This window comes from Collinsella aerofaciens (genome assembly GCF_028207065.1).
GTDB classification, from domain to species: Bacteria; Actinomycetota; Coriobacteriia; order Coriobacteriales; family Coriobacteriaceae; genus Collinsella; species Collinsella aerofaciens_AR.
The window spans coordinates 1-13229 of record NZ_JAQLFP010000041.1; the positions used below are offsets into that span (position 1 = coordinate 1).

The following is a 13229-nucleotide window of genomic DNA, read 5'->3' on the forward strand; positions in this document are numbered from 1 at the left end:
CGGCCTCGCGCTTTGATGAGGCCGGCCCCCTTTGGAGCGTTATGCATGTATGGTGGCAGCGTGTTTATTGCGATGCGGCCACCGCGGCGTTTCCGCAGATAAAACCTGCCAAAATAAACATCCCTAAATGGTAGGTTTTAGTGCTTGCCGTTGGAGGAAGCGGCGCCGTTGACGTGGTCGCGGGCATAGATCACGCCGTGGACGATGGCCAGGCCGGCGGCGTCGGCGGCGCGGGCGCAGGTGTCCTGGAAGTCCTCGGCCTCGCGGGCGCGCAGCTGCTTGAGCACGTAGTCTGCCACGGCCATCTTGCCGGGAGGGTTGCCGATGCCGGTGCGGATGCGGCTAAAGTCGCGGCTGCCCATCTTGTCGATGATGGAGCGCAGGCCGTTGTGACCGGCATGGCCTCCGCCCACCTTAACACGCACGTCGCCGGCGGGAATATCGAGCTCGTCGTGGATGACGAGCAGCTCCTCGGCCTTGATCTTGTACTCGCGGCAGAGCTTGGAGATGGGGCCGCCCGAGGTATTCATGTACGACTGCGGCTTGACCAGTACAATCTGGCGCTTACCGCCCTCTTCCTCGGGATCGTTGATGTTGATGAGCGCGACCTCGGCGCCTGCCTGGTTTTTCCAGTACGTGACGCCGGCCTGACGGGCCAACTTGTCGATTGCCTTAAAGCCAGCGTTGTGGCGGGTCTCGGCATATTCCTCGCCAGGGTTGCCAAGTCCGGCAACCATGCGAATCTTAAGCGGCTGTGCAGCTGCCATGTTCATCCTTTCGTTGATTTGTCGTCTGCTATGGTGAGCGACCCTGTTGCCGCTGTCAAATGGAGGGCAATTGAGGTTGTTTGGGGGCGTTTGGACAGCCGTCGAAATCCAAGGTGGACAGTTAGTTCAGATACGTATAAGTTCCGAGGACTTGAAGTGCTCAATTCAATGCTGGTACGTTGTTTTGGAGCTTTAGTTAGTCCATATGGCGCTGTTTTGAAGTCTATCCTGCCTTCAAATAGGGCGAATGGTATAGAGATAACTGCAAAACAGCCTAATTCAATGTGTCCATTTATACGTATTTGAACTAACCGTCCAGCCCTGTTCGACGGCGCGCGGGTGATTCGCCGTTTAGACCGGCGCAAGGCCGATTCCGGCCCGCAGGGCGTTGAGCCAAGCGGCCTGACGCTTGCGATAGCCCTTGATGCGATATCGGAATCGGACTCCCGCGAGTCGATGCATCGTTTGGGCGAAGGCTTCGAGTGCAACAAGGTCTTTCATTTGGTCGCGATTGATAACCAGGACGTGGATGCCCATTGCCTTGAGGCCATTATTTCGATTGCCATCGTGGATGCGAGCGTTTTGAAGCTCATGTCCAATTCCGTTGTATTCGTTGTCGACTCTGGCTGCCGGGCAATATAGGTCGCAGATGGCATAAGGGATGCCGGAGGACATGTTGACCGCAAGGGTGTCGAAATCGACACGGTAGTTGAGCAGCAGGCCTCCCATGGGCAAGCCGCAACACCCGAATCCGCCAAAGCGCATGGGTGCGCCCAGGACGGCGAACATCAATGATTCCGCTGGGGATGCGGATCCGGCCCGGGCGAGTTTGACAGCCGTACGAAACGAGGCGTAGGAACTGCTTTTGGCAAACCGTGCGACTGCCTCGAGCTCTTCGATGGTTGTGGCGGGTTCGCATTTGTAGTGTGCCTGTTCGTAGCGGGTTTCGGCTTGCTTTTCGGGTGTCGGTTGGTCGCCCTGGCAATCGAGGTCGTCCATCGCTTCGAAGCTGTTGGCCTTGGGCCACGTGTCGTCATAGGCGATGGGGTAAGTTGCCTCGGGCGGAAGTGAGTAGGTTCCGAGCAGCTCCATGAGAAGCATCAAGGTTTTGGCAACTGATTCATTTTTGGAACAAAGCATGGCTGTCATGGCAGGAGACGTTGCGTAGATGTCGGCCTCGACGTGCATAATTGCACCTTCAGGAAGCGGAGCGGAGAGAATATGCTGAAGAAGTCGCTTGTCGGGGCGTCTGTTGTCTTCGTTTGAAACGAGAAGATCGAGCAGTTCGGAATCATCTTCATTCCAGGCGTCGAGTATCGAAAGTGCGCCAAAGTCTATCGCGTCATCGTTGGGAATACAGCTAGCCAAGGCATGTGCTTGCTGTTCGCTATCAACGAAGTCCCAGGGTAGGGCAGAGTACGCCCGTCGTGCGCGACGAATTGCGCGAAGGGCGGAGAAATGTGAAATCACGGTCGTCATAGCTATAACGTACTAAGTTGGCGGCAGAATGCGACCGCCATACCGTTCTTTTCGCTTAGCGGGGCGCTGCGCGCCATGAACGGCTGGGTGTTATGAAATCGGTGGAATCGGTTGAGGGGATTGCAGGAAATTGAGCTCTGCCGCGAAGGTTGACGATAGCTACTGGGCAGTTAGTTCAGATACGTATAAGGCGGCGGGCGTTCGAGGGCGATTTGAGGATAAATATGCAGCGGTTGTACTCGAAAACGATGAGCTTTGGACGGCATGGCATCCGCCGGGGAACTCAGAAGGCTCCGAATGGTCCTTTGGAGCTTTAAAAAATACGTATCTGAACTAATTGTCCAGGGCGGGTTGGCGAGGGATAGAAAAAGGGTCGGAAGCGAGCTTCCGACCCTTTAAAAGCATCAAAGATGATGCGATGCGCGTTGGATTACAGCGCGAAGTCGCCGCCGACGAGCGTGGAGACGGGCTCCTCGTGGTAAACGGCGGAGATGGCCTGAGCGAACTCCTCGGCGACCGAGATGGTCTTGATCTTGCCGCCGACCTCGACGGGAATGGCGTCGGTGACGACGCACTCGACGATGGGGGCGTCGTTCAGACGCTCGATGGCCGGACCGGAGAAGATGCCGTGGGTGGCGCAGACGTAGATGTCGCCGGCGCCCATAGCCTTGAGCTCCTTGACGTTGGCGCACAGGGTGCCAGCGGTGTCGATCATGTCGTCGTTGATGATGCAGGTCTTGCCCTTGATGTCACCGATGATGCCCATGACCTCGGCGGCGTTGTGGCGCGGACGGCCCTTGTGGGCGATGGCCAGGTCGCAGCCGAGCATGTCGGACAGCTTCTTGGCGGCCTTGGCACGACCCACGTCGGGGGAGACGACAACCAGGTTGTCGGTGTCGAAGTGCATGTCGTTGTAGTACTGGCCAAATAGCGGCAGTGCGGACAGGTGGTTAACCGGGATATCGAAGAAGCCCTGGATCTGGCCCTGGTGCAGGTCGAGGGTGATGATGCGGTTGACGCCGGCACGCTCGAGCAGGTTGGCGACGAGGCGGGCGGTGATGGGCTCGCGCGGGCCGGCCTTGCGGTCCTGGCGGGCATAGCCGTAGTGGGTGATAACGGCGGTGATGGAGCGGGCGGATGCGCGCTTGGCAGCGTCGGTGGCGATGAGCAGCTCCATGAGCATGTCGTTGACATTGCCGCCGGCCACGGACTGAATCAGGAAGACGTCGGCGCCGCGGACGGTCTCGTCGTAGCGGGCGTAAATCTCACCATTGGCGAACTGCTTTAGCGTAAGGCCCGAAAGCTCGACCCCAAGGTACTCAGCAATCTTCTGAGCGAGGGGACGGTTGGAGGAACCGGAATACACGCGGATGGACTTGCGCATATTCTCCGACTTCTCGGGATCATTAATCGGCATTACCCTTCTCCTTTATACATCGAATGCCATATAGATGCCTTGTTGCATTGTAACCGCGCGGCGGGGTTTATCGGGTCCTGATAACGTCTTTACCGCCAACGGACACGAACCGACCACTCATCCGGTTGCGCAGGTCACGATAGAAAAAGGAGCCGCCCCCATGGAACAGCTCCTTTTGTGCTTGGTAAAACGTTATACCTCGTCGTCCTCGTGCAGACGGCGGCGATAATCGGCGGCCCAGCCCTCAATATTTACCTGACGGGCGCGGCCCAGGCCGAGTGCGTCAGCCGGGACCGGATCGGTGATGACGGAGCCGGCGGCCACGAGCGCGCCGTCGCCGATCTGGGCGGGTGCGACCATCATGGTGTCGGAGCCAATGAAGGCGTCCTTGCCGATGACGGTCTTGTGCTTGTGGACGCCGTCGTAGTTGCAGGTGATGGAGCCCGCGCCCACGTTGACGCCGGAGCCCATGGTGGTGTCGCCGATGTAGGACAGGTGCGGCACCTTGGAGCCCTCGCCGATCGTGGACTTCTTGATCTCCACGTGCGTGCCGGCCTTGGAGCCGTCGAGCATGTGGGTGCCCGGGCGCAGGTAGGCGCGCGGGCCGCAGTCGACGCCGTTCTCGATGACGGCCTCGATGGCGATGGTCTCATCGATGGTGCAGCCGCTGCCGACGGTGGTGTCGGTGAGGCGGCTGTTGGGGCCGAGCTGGCACTCCTCGCCCACGGTGACGTGGCCGATCAGATGCGTCTGCGGCCACACGACGGTGTCGCGGCCGATGGTGGCATCAGGGCCGATCCAGGCCTGCGTGGGGTCGATGAAGGTAACGCCCTCGGCCATCCAGTGCTCGTTGATGCGGTCGCGCGCGATGGCGGTAAGCTGCGCGAGCTGGATACGGCTGTTGACGCCCAGACCGTCGCGGTAGTCGTCGCAGTGGAAGATGGAGACTGCCTGGCCGTGACCTTTGATGATCTCGAGCATGTCGGGCAGGTAGTACTCGGATTGCGCGTTGTCGTTGCCGATCTCGTTAATGTGGGCGGCGAGCTGCGCGCCGTCAAAGGCGTAGCAGCCGGCGTTGCACTCCAGCAGCGTGGCGGCCTGCTCGGGCGTGCAGTCCTTCTGCTCGATGATGCGCTCGATCTGACCATCAGCGCCCAGCTTGATGCGGCCGTAGCCAAAAGGATCGGGCGGGGTCATGGTCATGACGGTGCAGGCGAGCTCGCCGGTGGCGACGGTTTGCGCGAACTTGGCGACGGTGTCGGAGGTGATGAGCGGCAGGTCGCCGTTGAGCACCACGACGGGGCCTTGCGTGATGCCACAGGCCTCGAGCGCGACCTTCACGGCGTGACCGGTGCCCAGACGCTCGGTCTGCTCGACGCACTCGACCTTGGTGGCGCTGTTGGCGTAGGCGCCGTCGATGAGGGTGCGCATCTCGTCGGCGTGGCTGCCGATGACAACCACGACGCGGCTGCAGCCGGCCTTGATGGTAGCGTCGACGATCCACTGGACCATGGGCTTACCCAGGATCTTGTGCGAAACCTTGCAGTGGTTCGACTTCATGCGGGTGCCCTCGCCGGCAGCGAGGATAATTGCGGTTGCGTCCATGTGATCTCCTGTTACGTTATAGAGACGTGTGTTTGGAAACGATACACGGCGCAATATGATACCGCAGGCATATGACGAGCGCGTAACGATTGGTTTGTGGCGGTTGAGGCTTGCGCCGCCGGCGTGGCGTTTGCACTGCGTGCGTGCGGCGTTGGCGGTGCTGCGGAGCTGTTGTTTGAGCGAGGGAACGGGGATGCCCGTGGATAACATACGAGAGGAGTTTGGCGGCGAGCCCGTCGCGGCATTCTCGATGTCGCATCCGGCTGTGCCGGCACTCTATATAGTGCTGACGCTGGGGCTCACTATGTTCTCGATGCAGCCGGTACTGATTGCGCTGTCACTTGCGGGCGGGCTGGCGTATGGATTTGCGACGCGTGGGGCTGCCCGCACGCTGGGCGCGCTCCGCTGGCAGCTGCCGGTGATTTTGATCGTCGCGGTGCTCAATCCGCTGTTTAGCGCCTCGGGCTCGACGGAGCTGTTCCGTATTGGCATGCGCGCGGTGTATCTGGAGAGCATGGTATACGGCCTGTGCATGGGCGGGCTGTTTGTGGCGAGCGTGCTGTGGTTTGAGGCCGCGGCGTCGATGCTCGAATACGACAAGGTGCTCGCGCTGCTGGGCAATGCCGCACCGGTGATTGCGCTCATGATCTCGATGTGCATGCGGCTTATCCCGCAGTTTTTGCGCCGCGGCCGCACGGTACTGGCGGTGCAAGATGCGATTGACGTGCCGGGCCGCGCGCCGGCCGACCCCGTGCGCTCGCGCCTGCGGGCGTCGAGCGTGTTGATGGGCTGGGGCATGGAAGATTCGCTGGAGCGTGCGGACGCGATGCGCTCGCGCGGGTGGGGTGCCGCGACGCGTCGTACGACGTATGCGCGGTATCGACTGGGGCGCAGCGACGTTGCCGCGCTGGCCGGGCTCGCACTGTTTGGTGCTGCCGCGGTGGCAGTGGCGTGGACCGCGACGACGCAGTATTCGTTTTATCCGCAGCTCTCGGTGCCGGCGCCGTGGCCGGGCTATGTCGTGTACGCTGCCTGGATGGTGCTGCCTTGCGCGTTTCATGCGATTGATGAGAAGAGGTTCGGCTGATGGCTCGGTTGGATAGGGGCCCGGTGTCGGGCACGGCGTGCGGCCCGGATATGCCGGCGATTGAGGTGCGGAGCCTGAGCTTTGCCTACCCCGGGGCTGATGCTGCGGTGCTCGAGGGGCTCGACTGGTCTGTTCCCCAAGGTGCATTTGCGCTGCTTGTCGGTGGTACCGGGTCGGGTAAGTCAACGCTGCTCTCGCTGCTCAAGCCCGAGATTTCGCCGACGGGCGAATGCGCTGGCGAGCTGCGCGTGCTGGGCGAGAGCGTTGCCGACATGAACGTTCGGGCGTCCGCGGAGCGCGTGGGCTATGTGTTTCAGGACCCCGAGAACCAGATCGTGTGCGAGGCCGTGTGGCACGAGATGGCGTTTGGCCTGGAAAATCTGGGTATGTCGCGCGACGAGATGCGCCGTCGCGTAGCCGAGACCAGCTATTTCTTTGGGCTGGAGGATTGGCTCCACCGCGATACCGATACGCTTTCGGGCGGACGCAAGCAGCTGCTATCGTTGGCGGCCGTGCTGGCCTTGCGCCCGCGCGTGCTGCTGCTCGACGAGCCCACGTCCCAGCTCGATCCTGTTGCCGAGAAAAATTTTCTGCACGCGCTGTTTCGCGTGAACCGCGAGCTGGGTTGCACGGTTGTTGTGGCAACGCACCAGCCGCGCCCGATGCTCGAATATGCGACGTGCGCGTATCGGATTGAGGGCGGCCGCGTGCGCGAGGTGGCCGACATTGCCTCCTTGGGGCATCGCGAAGAGCTGTTTTCTGGCGAGGTGCCAGGGTGGGGTGGCTCGCGGCGTGCAAAAAACGGAATTTTCAGCATCGCTGGTGACCAGCAGGGCTCTTTGGACCCGCACGCGGACGTTGCGGGTGCAAAAAAGGGACCGAAAACAGACAAATCGGCTAAATTTGAGGCGCAAATCCTGCCGCAGGACGACTCGGGGGCGTCATCGCGCGCCGGTGGATGCAGAATATTCCCAAAAATGTACGCTGGCTCGGCCACCACCTTGACAGGAAGCTGGTTTCGCTACGATCGGGCGTCCGGCTGGGTGCTGCGCGGACTCGATGTGGCGTTTTCGACTGGCGCGGTGCATGCGATTGTGGGCGGAAACGGCTGCGGCAAGTCGACGATGCTCTCGGTGCTGGCCAAAACGGTCAAGTTGCAGCGTGGTCGCATGGTGCGTGGAGCGGCCTCGGCTGCGCTGCTGCCGCAGAACCCCAAGGCCCTGCTGGTTGCCGAGACAGTGCGCGACGAGCTGATGGAATGGGCCTCGACCTGCGGATATGACGAGGACGCGGCCCAGGAGCGCGCGGCGCAGCTGGGATTGGACGGCCTGGATGCGCGCCATCCGTACGATCTTTCGGGCGGTCAGCGTCAGCTGCTCGCGTTGGCAAAGCTGCTGTTGATTGGTCCGGAGCTGTTGCTGCTCGACGAGCCCACGAAGGGGCTGGACCTGACGAGCCGCCGCATTATCGCCCGCGCTCTGTGCGAGCATGCGCAAGCCGGCGGCACCGTCATCATGGCCACGCACGACCTGGACTTCGCCGAGCAGGTTGCCGACGACGTTGCCATGATGTTCGACGGCGAAATTGCCTGCATGGAGCCGCCGGCCGACTTCTTTGCCGACAACGTGTTTTATAGGGCGTGATGGGATGACGGATTATCGCGTCGCGCGCCTGCTCGCAAAACTGGAGATCCCGCTGCTGCTGGCGGTGCCAGCCGTGATGGCTGCGGCGTTGCTGGCGGGCGTTGAGCAGGCGGCACTCGCCATGCTTGTCGTGGTGGCGTTGGTGCTTGCGCTGTTCTTTGCAGGCTACGAGGCGTCGCGACCGGGCCTGCGCCAGATTATGCCAACGCTGGTTCTGGCGGCGTTGGCCGCGGCGGGGCGCATTCTGTTTGGCCCCATTCCCGACTTTAAACCGGTGAGCGCCATCGCCATTATCGCGGGGGCGACGCTTGGTTGCCGCAATGGTTTTATGGTTGGCGCGCTGGCGGCGCTGACCAGCAATTTCTTTTTTGGACAGGGCATGTGGACGCCGTGGCAGATGTATGCCTGGGGGCTCGTGGGATACGTTGGCGGTGCGCTGGCGCATGCCGGCGCTTTTGATCGCGCCGATGGCACCGTGCGTATGCCGGCGCTGTTGATCTACGGCTTTGCTTCGGGTTTGCTGTACGGCGTTGTGATCAACGCGTATGACATCATTGGGTTTGTACAGCCGCTCACGTGGGCGGGTGCCATGGCGCGTCTTGCCACCGCCGTACCGTTCGATATCACGCACGGCCTTGCGACCTGCGTGTTTTTGGTCGCCCTGTACAAGCCTTGGTGTCGCCGCATCAACCGAGTCGTCGTGAAATACGGGCTGTAGGGCATTTCGCGTTCCCTCACGAACTTGCGGTGGAATAGTTCTCGTTTTTGGCTATTTGCTGCCCAAACAGGAACTATTCCACCGCAACTTATAGGGGGAGAGGGGTCACATGATCCGTTCTCCTCCGTCCCCAGGGGATCAGTTGGGGCTAGAGCTCTAGCGTGAGGGTGACGGGGCAGTGGTCGCTGCCGAAGATGTCGCCACGGATACCGGTGTCGCGAACGTTGGCGGCGATTGAATCACTTACCAGGAAGTAATCGATGCGCCAGCCTGCGTTGTTCTTGCGGGCATTAAAGCGGTAACTCCACCAGCTGTAGACGCCCTCGACGTCGGGGTTTGCCGTGCGCCAGGTATCGGTAAAGCCGGCGTCGAGTAGCTCGGTAAACTTGCCGCGCTCTTCGTCCGAAAAGCCGGCGTTGCCGCGGTTGGATTTGGGGTTCTTAAGGTCGATCTCCTCGTGCGCCACGTTAAAGTCGCCGCAGGTTACGACGGGCTTGCCGGTCTCGCGTTCAAGCGCGCTCAAAAAGTCGCGATAGGCATCGTCCCAAGCCATGCGTACATCGATGCGCGCGAGCTCATTTTGGGCGTTAGGCGTGTAGACATCCACAAACCAAAACTTGTCGAACTCGAGCGCGCAGATGCGGCCCTCGGTTGCGGCCTGGGCAACGAGCTCGGCAGCCTCGCCTTCGTCGGCGTAGGGTAGCAGTGCGTCGGCGTGCAGCACGCGCAGCGGTTTCTGGCGGCTAAAGACCGCAGTGCCCGAATAGCCTTTACGCTCGGCGTAGCTCCAGGTTTGGTGATAGCCGGGCAGGTCAATATCGACCTGGCCCTCCTGCAGCTTGGTCTCTTGCAGCGCCAAGATATCGACGTCGAGTTCTTGCGCGATCTGGATAAAGCTCGGGTCCTTTTTGAGCACGGCGCGCAGGCCGTTGACGTTCCACGAGGCGAAAGTGTAAGTCTGAGGCATGGTGTCCTTTCGACGGGGTTGGCAGGCTTAAGATTAGCGCAACAGGGGCGGGGTGGGCTCCGCGCATGCTGACTTAAAGGTCGCATGCTGGGACATCGCCCGACGCCGCCCGATCAACAAGGACGGAGGGCTCATATGACGCAGGCAATATCGGACCCCAGGCAGGCGTCCGCCGCGCTGGCGGATCTGTTTGACACCCACAAGCGCGTGGTGTTCTTTGGTGGCGCTGGTGTTTCCACGGCAAGCGGCATTCCCGATTTTCGCAGCGTTGACGGCCTGTATCACCAGCAGTTTGCCTACCCGCCCGAGACCATGCTCTCGCACAGCTTTTACGAGACGCATCCGGCGGAGTTCTTCGACTTTTACCGCACCAAGATGATCGCGCTTAACGCTAAGCCCAACCGCTGTCACACCAAGCTCGCCGAGCTGGAGCGAGCTGGCAAGCTCGATGTCGTGGTGACGCAAAACATCGACGGCTTGCATCAGATGGCGGGCTCGCAGCGCGTGTTTGAGTTGCACGGATCGGTCCATCGCAACATTTGCCAGTCGTGCGGAGCGGTCTATAGCGCCGAGTGGATTTGCTCGCGCGAGCACGAGGACGCCGCGGGCGTGCCCGTGTGCCCCGCGTGCGGTGGTCGCATCAAGCCCGATGTGGTGCTCTACGAAGAACCGCTCGACGAGCATGTGTTGACCGGTGCCGTTGCCGCCATCGCCGCGGCCGATGCCCTCATTGTAGGCGGGACCTCGCTCGTGGTGTATCCGGCGGCGGGCCTTACACGCTACTTTACCGGCGATACGCTGGCCATTTGCAATCTTGCCCCCACCGATCAGGATGCAAATGCCGACCTGCTGATTTCTTGCGACATCGCGGCCGCGTTTGCGTTCTAGCCCGCGTGCGCGGATACAATAGAAAGACTGATTGCAAAGCGACCACGCCGCCAGCGCCCGAGCGCGGCGGCGTGGGCATTTTAGGAGGATGTTCATGGCGAACGACAGCAAGACATGGCGGTGCGGAAAGTACGAGCTCAGCTTTGACCGTCCGCGCATCATGGGCGTCCTCAACGTGACGCCCGATTCGTTTAGCGACGGCGGGGAGCACTTCGACCCGGATGCCGCCATCGAGTACGGCCTGGCGATGCTCGACGCCGGCGCCGACATCATCGACGTGGGCGGCGAGTCCACGCGCCCCGGATTTACCCCGGTCAATCCCGATGAGGAGGCTCGCCGCGTGCTGCCCGTGGTGCGCGCGCTGGCCAAAGAGGGCGCCATCGTCTCGATCGACACGCGCCACGTGGCGGTTGCTAAGGCGGCCGTGCGCTGCGGCGCCTCGATCGTCAACGACGTGACCGGCTTCACCGACCCCAAGATGGTCGAGTTTGTTAAGACGAGCACCTGCGGCGTCATCGTGATGCATGCCGGCGAGGTCGCCGCGCCTACCCGCACGCACGCAACGGTACAGCTCGATACCTCGGCGGCGGCGTTTGTTGCCGAGAAGGCGCGCGAGGCGGCTGCCGAGGCCGCGCGTGAGGCTGAGAAGCCGGCTCGCCGCCGTCGCGGCAAGTTACTGGGCGAGCCTAAGCCGGAGGCCAAGCTTCCGGGCGGCGTGGTGCAGCCCTCGTTGCCGTTTGGCGATCCGGAGCCCGCGACCGAGCCTGCAAGCGAGCAGGAGACGCCGGCCGCCGAGCAGGCTGCTGCCGCCGAGACCGTCGCGCCCGCGCCCGAGGCCACCGAGGCCGCATCGGAGTCCAATGACCGCCTGGCCGCCATGATGCGCCGCAGCGCCCGCCGCGAGGAGGCCTACGTGCCCACCTCGCAGCTCCGCCGCTTCACCCTGCCCGATTCGGCGCCCATCATGCGCCGCGTCATGGGCTTTCTGTCCGACCAGGCCCGCGCGCTCATCCACGCCGGCGTGTCGCGCGACCGCATCTGCATCGATCCTGGCCCGGGCTTTGGTAAGTCGGCTAACGAGGACATCGTCATCCAGCGCGAGACTGCCAAGATGGCGTCACTGGGCTATCCGCTCATGTGCGCTGTATCGCGCAAGCGCTTTGTGGGCGCCGTCTCGGGCGTGACCGAGGCCGCCGAGCGCGATGCCGCTACGTTTGGCGTGTGCCTGGGCGCCATCCAGGCCGGCGCCAACATCGTGCGCGTGCACGACGCCGCGGGCTTTGCGCAGTTCCTGAACGGCTACTGGGCGGTTGCCAAGCCGCAGCCGCGCCGCGCGTTTGTGGCCGTGGGATCCAACTTGGGGCATCGCTGCGACAACATCCGCGCCGCACGCGACATGATCGCCGAGATTCCACTTACCTGCGTGTCCAACTCCTCCAAGATCTACGAGAGCGAGCCGGCCTACGAGACGCGCCAGGACGCGTTTGCCAACGCCGTCATCGAGATCAAGACCGAGTTGGCGCCGCTGGTGCTGCTCGACGAGCTCATGAAGATCGAGGCCGAGCTGGGCCGCGACCGCTCCAAAAAGGCCAAGGCCAACGGTCCGCGCACCATCGACCTGGACCTGCTGTGGATGGACGGCGAGACCCACGGCGGCAAAAAGCTGCGCCTGCCGCATCCGCTGATCGGCGAGCGCGACTTTGTGCTGGTGCCGCTCGAGGATCTGATGCACGACCCGGCGCGGTTCTTCCGCTACAACGGCGTCGAGGTCAAGGAGCCCGAGGATCGCGTGGGCCATATCGTGGGTGAATTGGGGCGTATGTAGATGATCGAGATGAACGCTGTAGTCGCTGCCACTGAGCTCGACGCGGCGCGTGACGCGGGTCGCGAGGGCGTGTCCGCGGGCTGGTGCGCGTGGAGCGTGGGCGATGCTTCGCTGACGTTTTCGCTGGTCGTGCGTCCGGATGTGAACATGCATGCCTTCCACGGCCTGCCGTTTGTGGCCGCGATGGGCATGATGGACGCGCTCGTGGGCACGGCTTCGACGCCGGGGTTGGGCCTTGCCGGCAAGGTGGGCATTGAGTGGCCGAGCAATATCGTGTGCGGTGCGCCTGCGTTTGAGACGTCGCTCGCGCGTGTTGCCGTGAACGGCGGTGCCGGTGCTGCGGGCATGTTTGCCGCGGTGACGGTTGATATTGAACGTGCGGCGCTGGGCGAGCTTGGGGTGGATATGGCCGACGAGGTGCTGGTCGAGGCATTGGCCACCGCCGTGCTGACCCGCGTGGACACCTGGGCGGTTGCCGCCAACACACCACAGGGCGCTGCCGGCCCGCTGGCTCCGGTGCTGGGTGAGTACTTCGATATGGTGCCGCTGCTGGGTCGTCAGGTTGCGGCGGTGTCGCCCAACGGTTTGCCGCTTGCGGTCGGTGTGTTTGCGGGCCTGGACATCTGGGGCCGCGCGACCATCAAGACCAATGCCGGCGAGCAGGAGTTTCCGCCCGAGGCCGTACGGATTCGCGGACTGTAACGCGAGGCGCCCGCGCTCAAAGATAGCGATGACAACAAGACCCTCCTCGGCTGTTGAACTGCGTCCCAAATCTTGGACGCCCTAAATAGCGACTAGGCCGCGAGGGCCTGATTCCGGAACTCCTCCGGGGT

General features: G+C 62.5%; 11 protein-coding genes. 6 read left to right on the forward strand and 5 right to left on the reverse strand.

The window, feature by feature from the left end; genetic code table 11:
* Window positions 1–137: 137 nt before the first annotated feature.
* The 4 genes from pth to glmU all read right to left on the reverse strand — a co-directional run bounded on the left by pth (window position 138) and on the right by glmU (window position 5268).
* Complete coding sequence (gene pth / locus PMX72_RS09630) at window positions 138–767, reverse strand: aminoacyl-tRNA hydrolase (RefSeq protein WP_199575510.1); 630 nt, start codon at window positions 765–767, stop codon at window positions 138–140.
* Window positions 768–1118: 351 nt separating this feature from the next.
* Window positions 1119–2246: a PDDEXK family nuclease gene (locus PMX72_RS09635; RefSeq protein WP_271729477.1), complete on the reverse strand. Its 1128-nt coding sequence runs from the start codon at window positions 2244–2246 to the stop codon at window positions 1119–1121.
* Window positions 2247–2676: 430 nt separating this feature from the next.
* On the reverse strand, window positions 2677–3663 hold the full coding sequence (locus PMX72_RS09640; protein ID WP_089573682.1) for a ribose-phosphate diphosphokinase: 987 nt from the start codon (window positions 3661–3663) through the stop codon (window positions 2677–2679).
* Between the two features lie 192 nt (window positions 3664–3855).
* Complete coding sequence (gene glmU, locus PMX72_RS09645) at window positions 3856–5268, reverse strand: bifunctional UDP-N-acetylglucosamine diphosphorylase/glucosamine-1-phosphate N-acetyltransferase GlmU (protein WP_271729476.1); 1413 nt, start codon at window positions 5266–5268, stop codon at window positions 3856–3858.
* Window positions 5269–5461: 193 nt separating this feature from the next.
* Between glmU and PMX72_RS09650 the strand changes: the two genes are divergently transcribed.
* The 3 genes from PMX72_RS09650 to PMX72_RS09660 are packed head-to-tail and all read left to right on the forward strand — an operon-like array spanning window position 5462 to window position 8716.
* Window positions 5462–6355 (forward strand): energy-coupling factor transporter transmembrane component T, encoded by an 894-nt coding sequence (locus tag PMX72_RS09650; protein ID WP_271729475.1) that lies wholly within the window; start codon window positions 5462–5464, stop codon window positions 6353–6355.
* A complete protein-coding gene (locus PMX72_RS09655) occupies window positions 6355–7998 on the forward strand; it encodes an ABC transporter ATP-binding protein (protein WP_271729474.1) in 1644 nt (547 codons plus the stop codon). Before PMX72_RS09650 ends, PMX72_RS09655 begins: the two co-directional genes overlap by 1 nt.
* Before the next feature lie 4 nt (window positions 7999–8002).
* Window positions 8003–8716, forward strand: coding sequence for a DUF6580 family putative transport protein (locus PMX72_RS09660; RefSeq protein ID WP_271729473.1), 714 nt, complete (start codon window positions 8003–8005; stop codon window positions 8714–8716).
* 148 nt (window positions 8717–8864) lie between these two features.
* On the opposite strand, the gene PMX72_RS09665 is transcribed toward PMX72_RS09660, so the two are convergent.
* Window positions 8865–9683 carry an exodeoxyribonuclease III gene (locus PMX72_RS09665; RefSeq protein WP_271729472.1) on the reverse strand — a complete coding sequence of 273 codons (819 nt, stop codon included), beginning with the start codon at window positions 9681–9683 and terminating at the stop codon, window positions 8865–8867.
* A gap of 135 nt (window positions 9684–9818) precedes the next feature.
* Between PMX72_RS09665 and PMX72_RS09670 the strand changes: the two genes are divergently transcribed.
* The 3 genes from PMX72_RS09670 to PMX72_RS09680 all read left to right on the forward strand — a co-directional run bounded on the left by PMX72_RS09670 (window position 9819) and on the right by PMX72_RS09680 (window position 13098).
* On the forward strand, window positions 9819–10571 hold the full coding sequence (locus PMX72_RS09670) for an NAD-dependent protein deacylase (protein WP_271729471.1): 753 nt from the start codon (window positions 9819–9821) through the stop codon (window positions 10569–10571).
* A gap of 94 nt (window positions 10572–10665) precedes the next feature.
* On the forward strand, window positions 10666–12396 hold the full coding sequence (folP, locus tag PMX72_RS09675) for a dihydropteroate synthase (protein WP_118289460.1): 1731 nt from the start codon (window positions 10666–10668) through the stop codon (window positions 12394–12396).
* On the forward strand, window positions 12397–13098 hold the full coding sequence (locus tag PMX72_RS09680; protein WP_271729470.1) for a hypothetical protein: 702 nt from the start codon (window positions 12397–12399) through the stop codon (window positions 13096–13098).
* Window positions 13099–13229: the final 131 nt, after the last annotated feature.

What these genes read in the sequence shown, in the direction of transcription:
- PMX72_RS09680 (WP_271729470.1), top strand. Translation starts at nt 12,397, where the DNA reads ATGATCGAGATGAACGCTGTAGTCGCTGCCACTGAGCTCGACGCGGCG.
- PMX72_RS09640 (WP_089573682.1), bottom strand. Translation starts at nt 3,663, where the DNA reads ATGCCGATTAATGATCCCGAGAAGTCGGAGAATATGCGCAAGTCCATC.
- pth (WP_199575510.1), bottom strand. Translation starts at nt 767, where the DNA reads ATGGCAGCTGCACAGCCGCTTAAGATTCGCATGGTTGCCGGACTTGGC.
- PMX72_RS09660 (WP_271729473.1), top strand. Translation starts at nt 8,003, where the DNA reads ATGACGGATTATCGCGTCGCGCGCCTGCTCGCAAAACTGGAGATCCCG.
- PMX72_RS09635 (WP_271729477.1), bottom strand. Translation starts at nt 2,246, where the DNA reads ATGACGACCGTGATTTCACATTTCTCCGCCCTTCGCGCAATTCGTCGC.
- PMX72_RS09655 (WP_271729474.1), top strand. Translation starts at nt 6,355, where the DNA reads ATGGCTCGGTTGGATAGGGGCCCGGTGTCGGGCACGGCGTGCGGCCCG.
- PMX72_RS09650 (WP_271729475.1), top strand. Translation starts at nt 5,462, where the DNA reads ATGCCCGTGGATAACATACGAGAGGAGTTTGGCGGCGAGCCCGTCGCG.
- PMX72_RS09665 (WP_271729472.1), bottom strand. Translation starts at nt 9,683, where the DNA reads ATGCCTCAGACTTACACTTTCGCCTCGTGGAACGTCAACGGCCTGCGC.
- PMX72_RS09670 (WP_271729471.1), top strand. Translation starts at nt 9,819, where the DNA reads ATGACGCAGGCAATATCGGACCCCAGGCAGGCGTCCGCCGCGCTGGCG.
- folP (WP_118289460.1), top strand. Translation starts at nt 10,666, where the DNA reads ATGGCGAACGACAGCAAGACATGGCGGTGCGGAAAGTACGAGCTCAGC.
- glmU (WP_271729476.1), bottom strand. Translation starts at nt 5,268, where the DNA reads ATGGACGCAACCGCAATTATCCTCGCTGCCGGCGAGGGCACCCGCATG.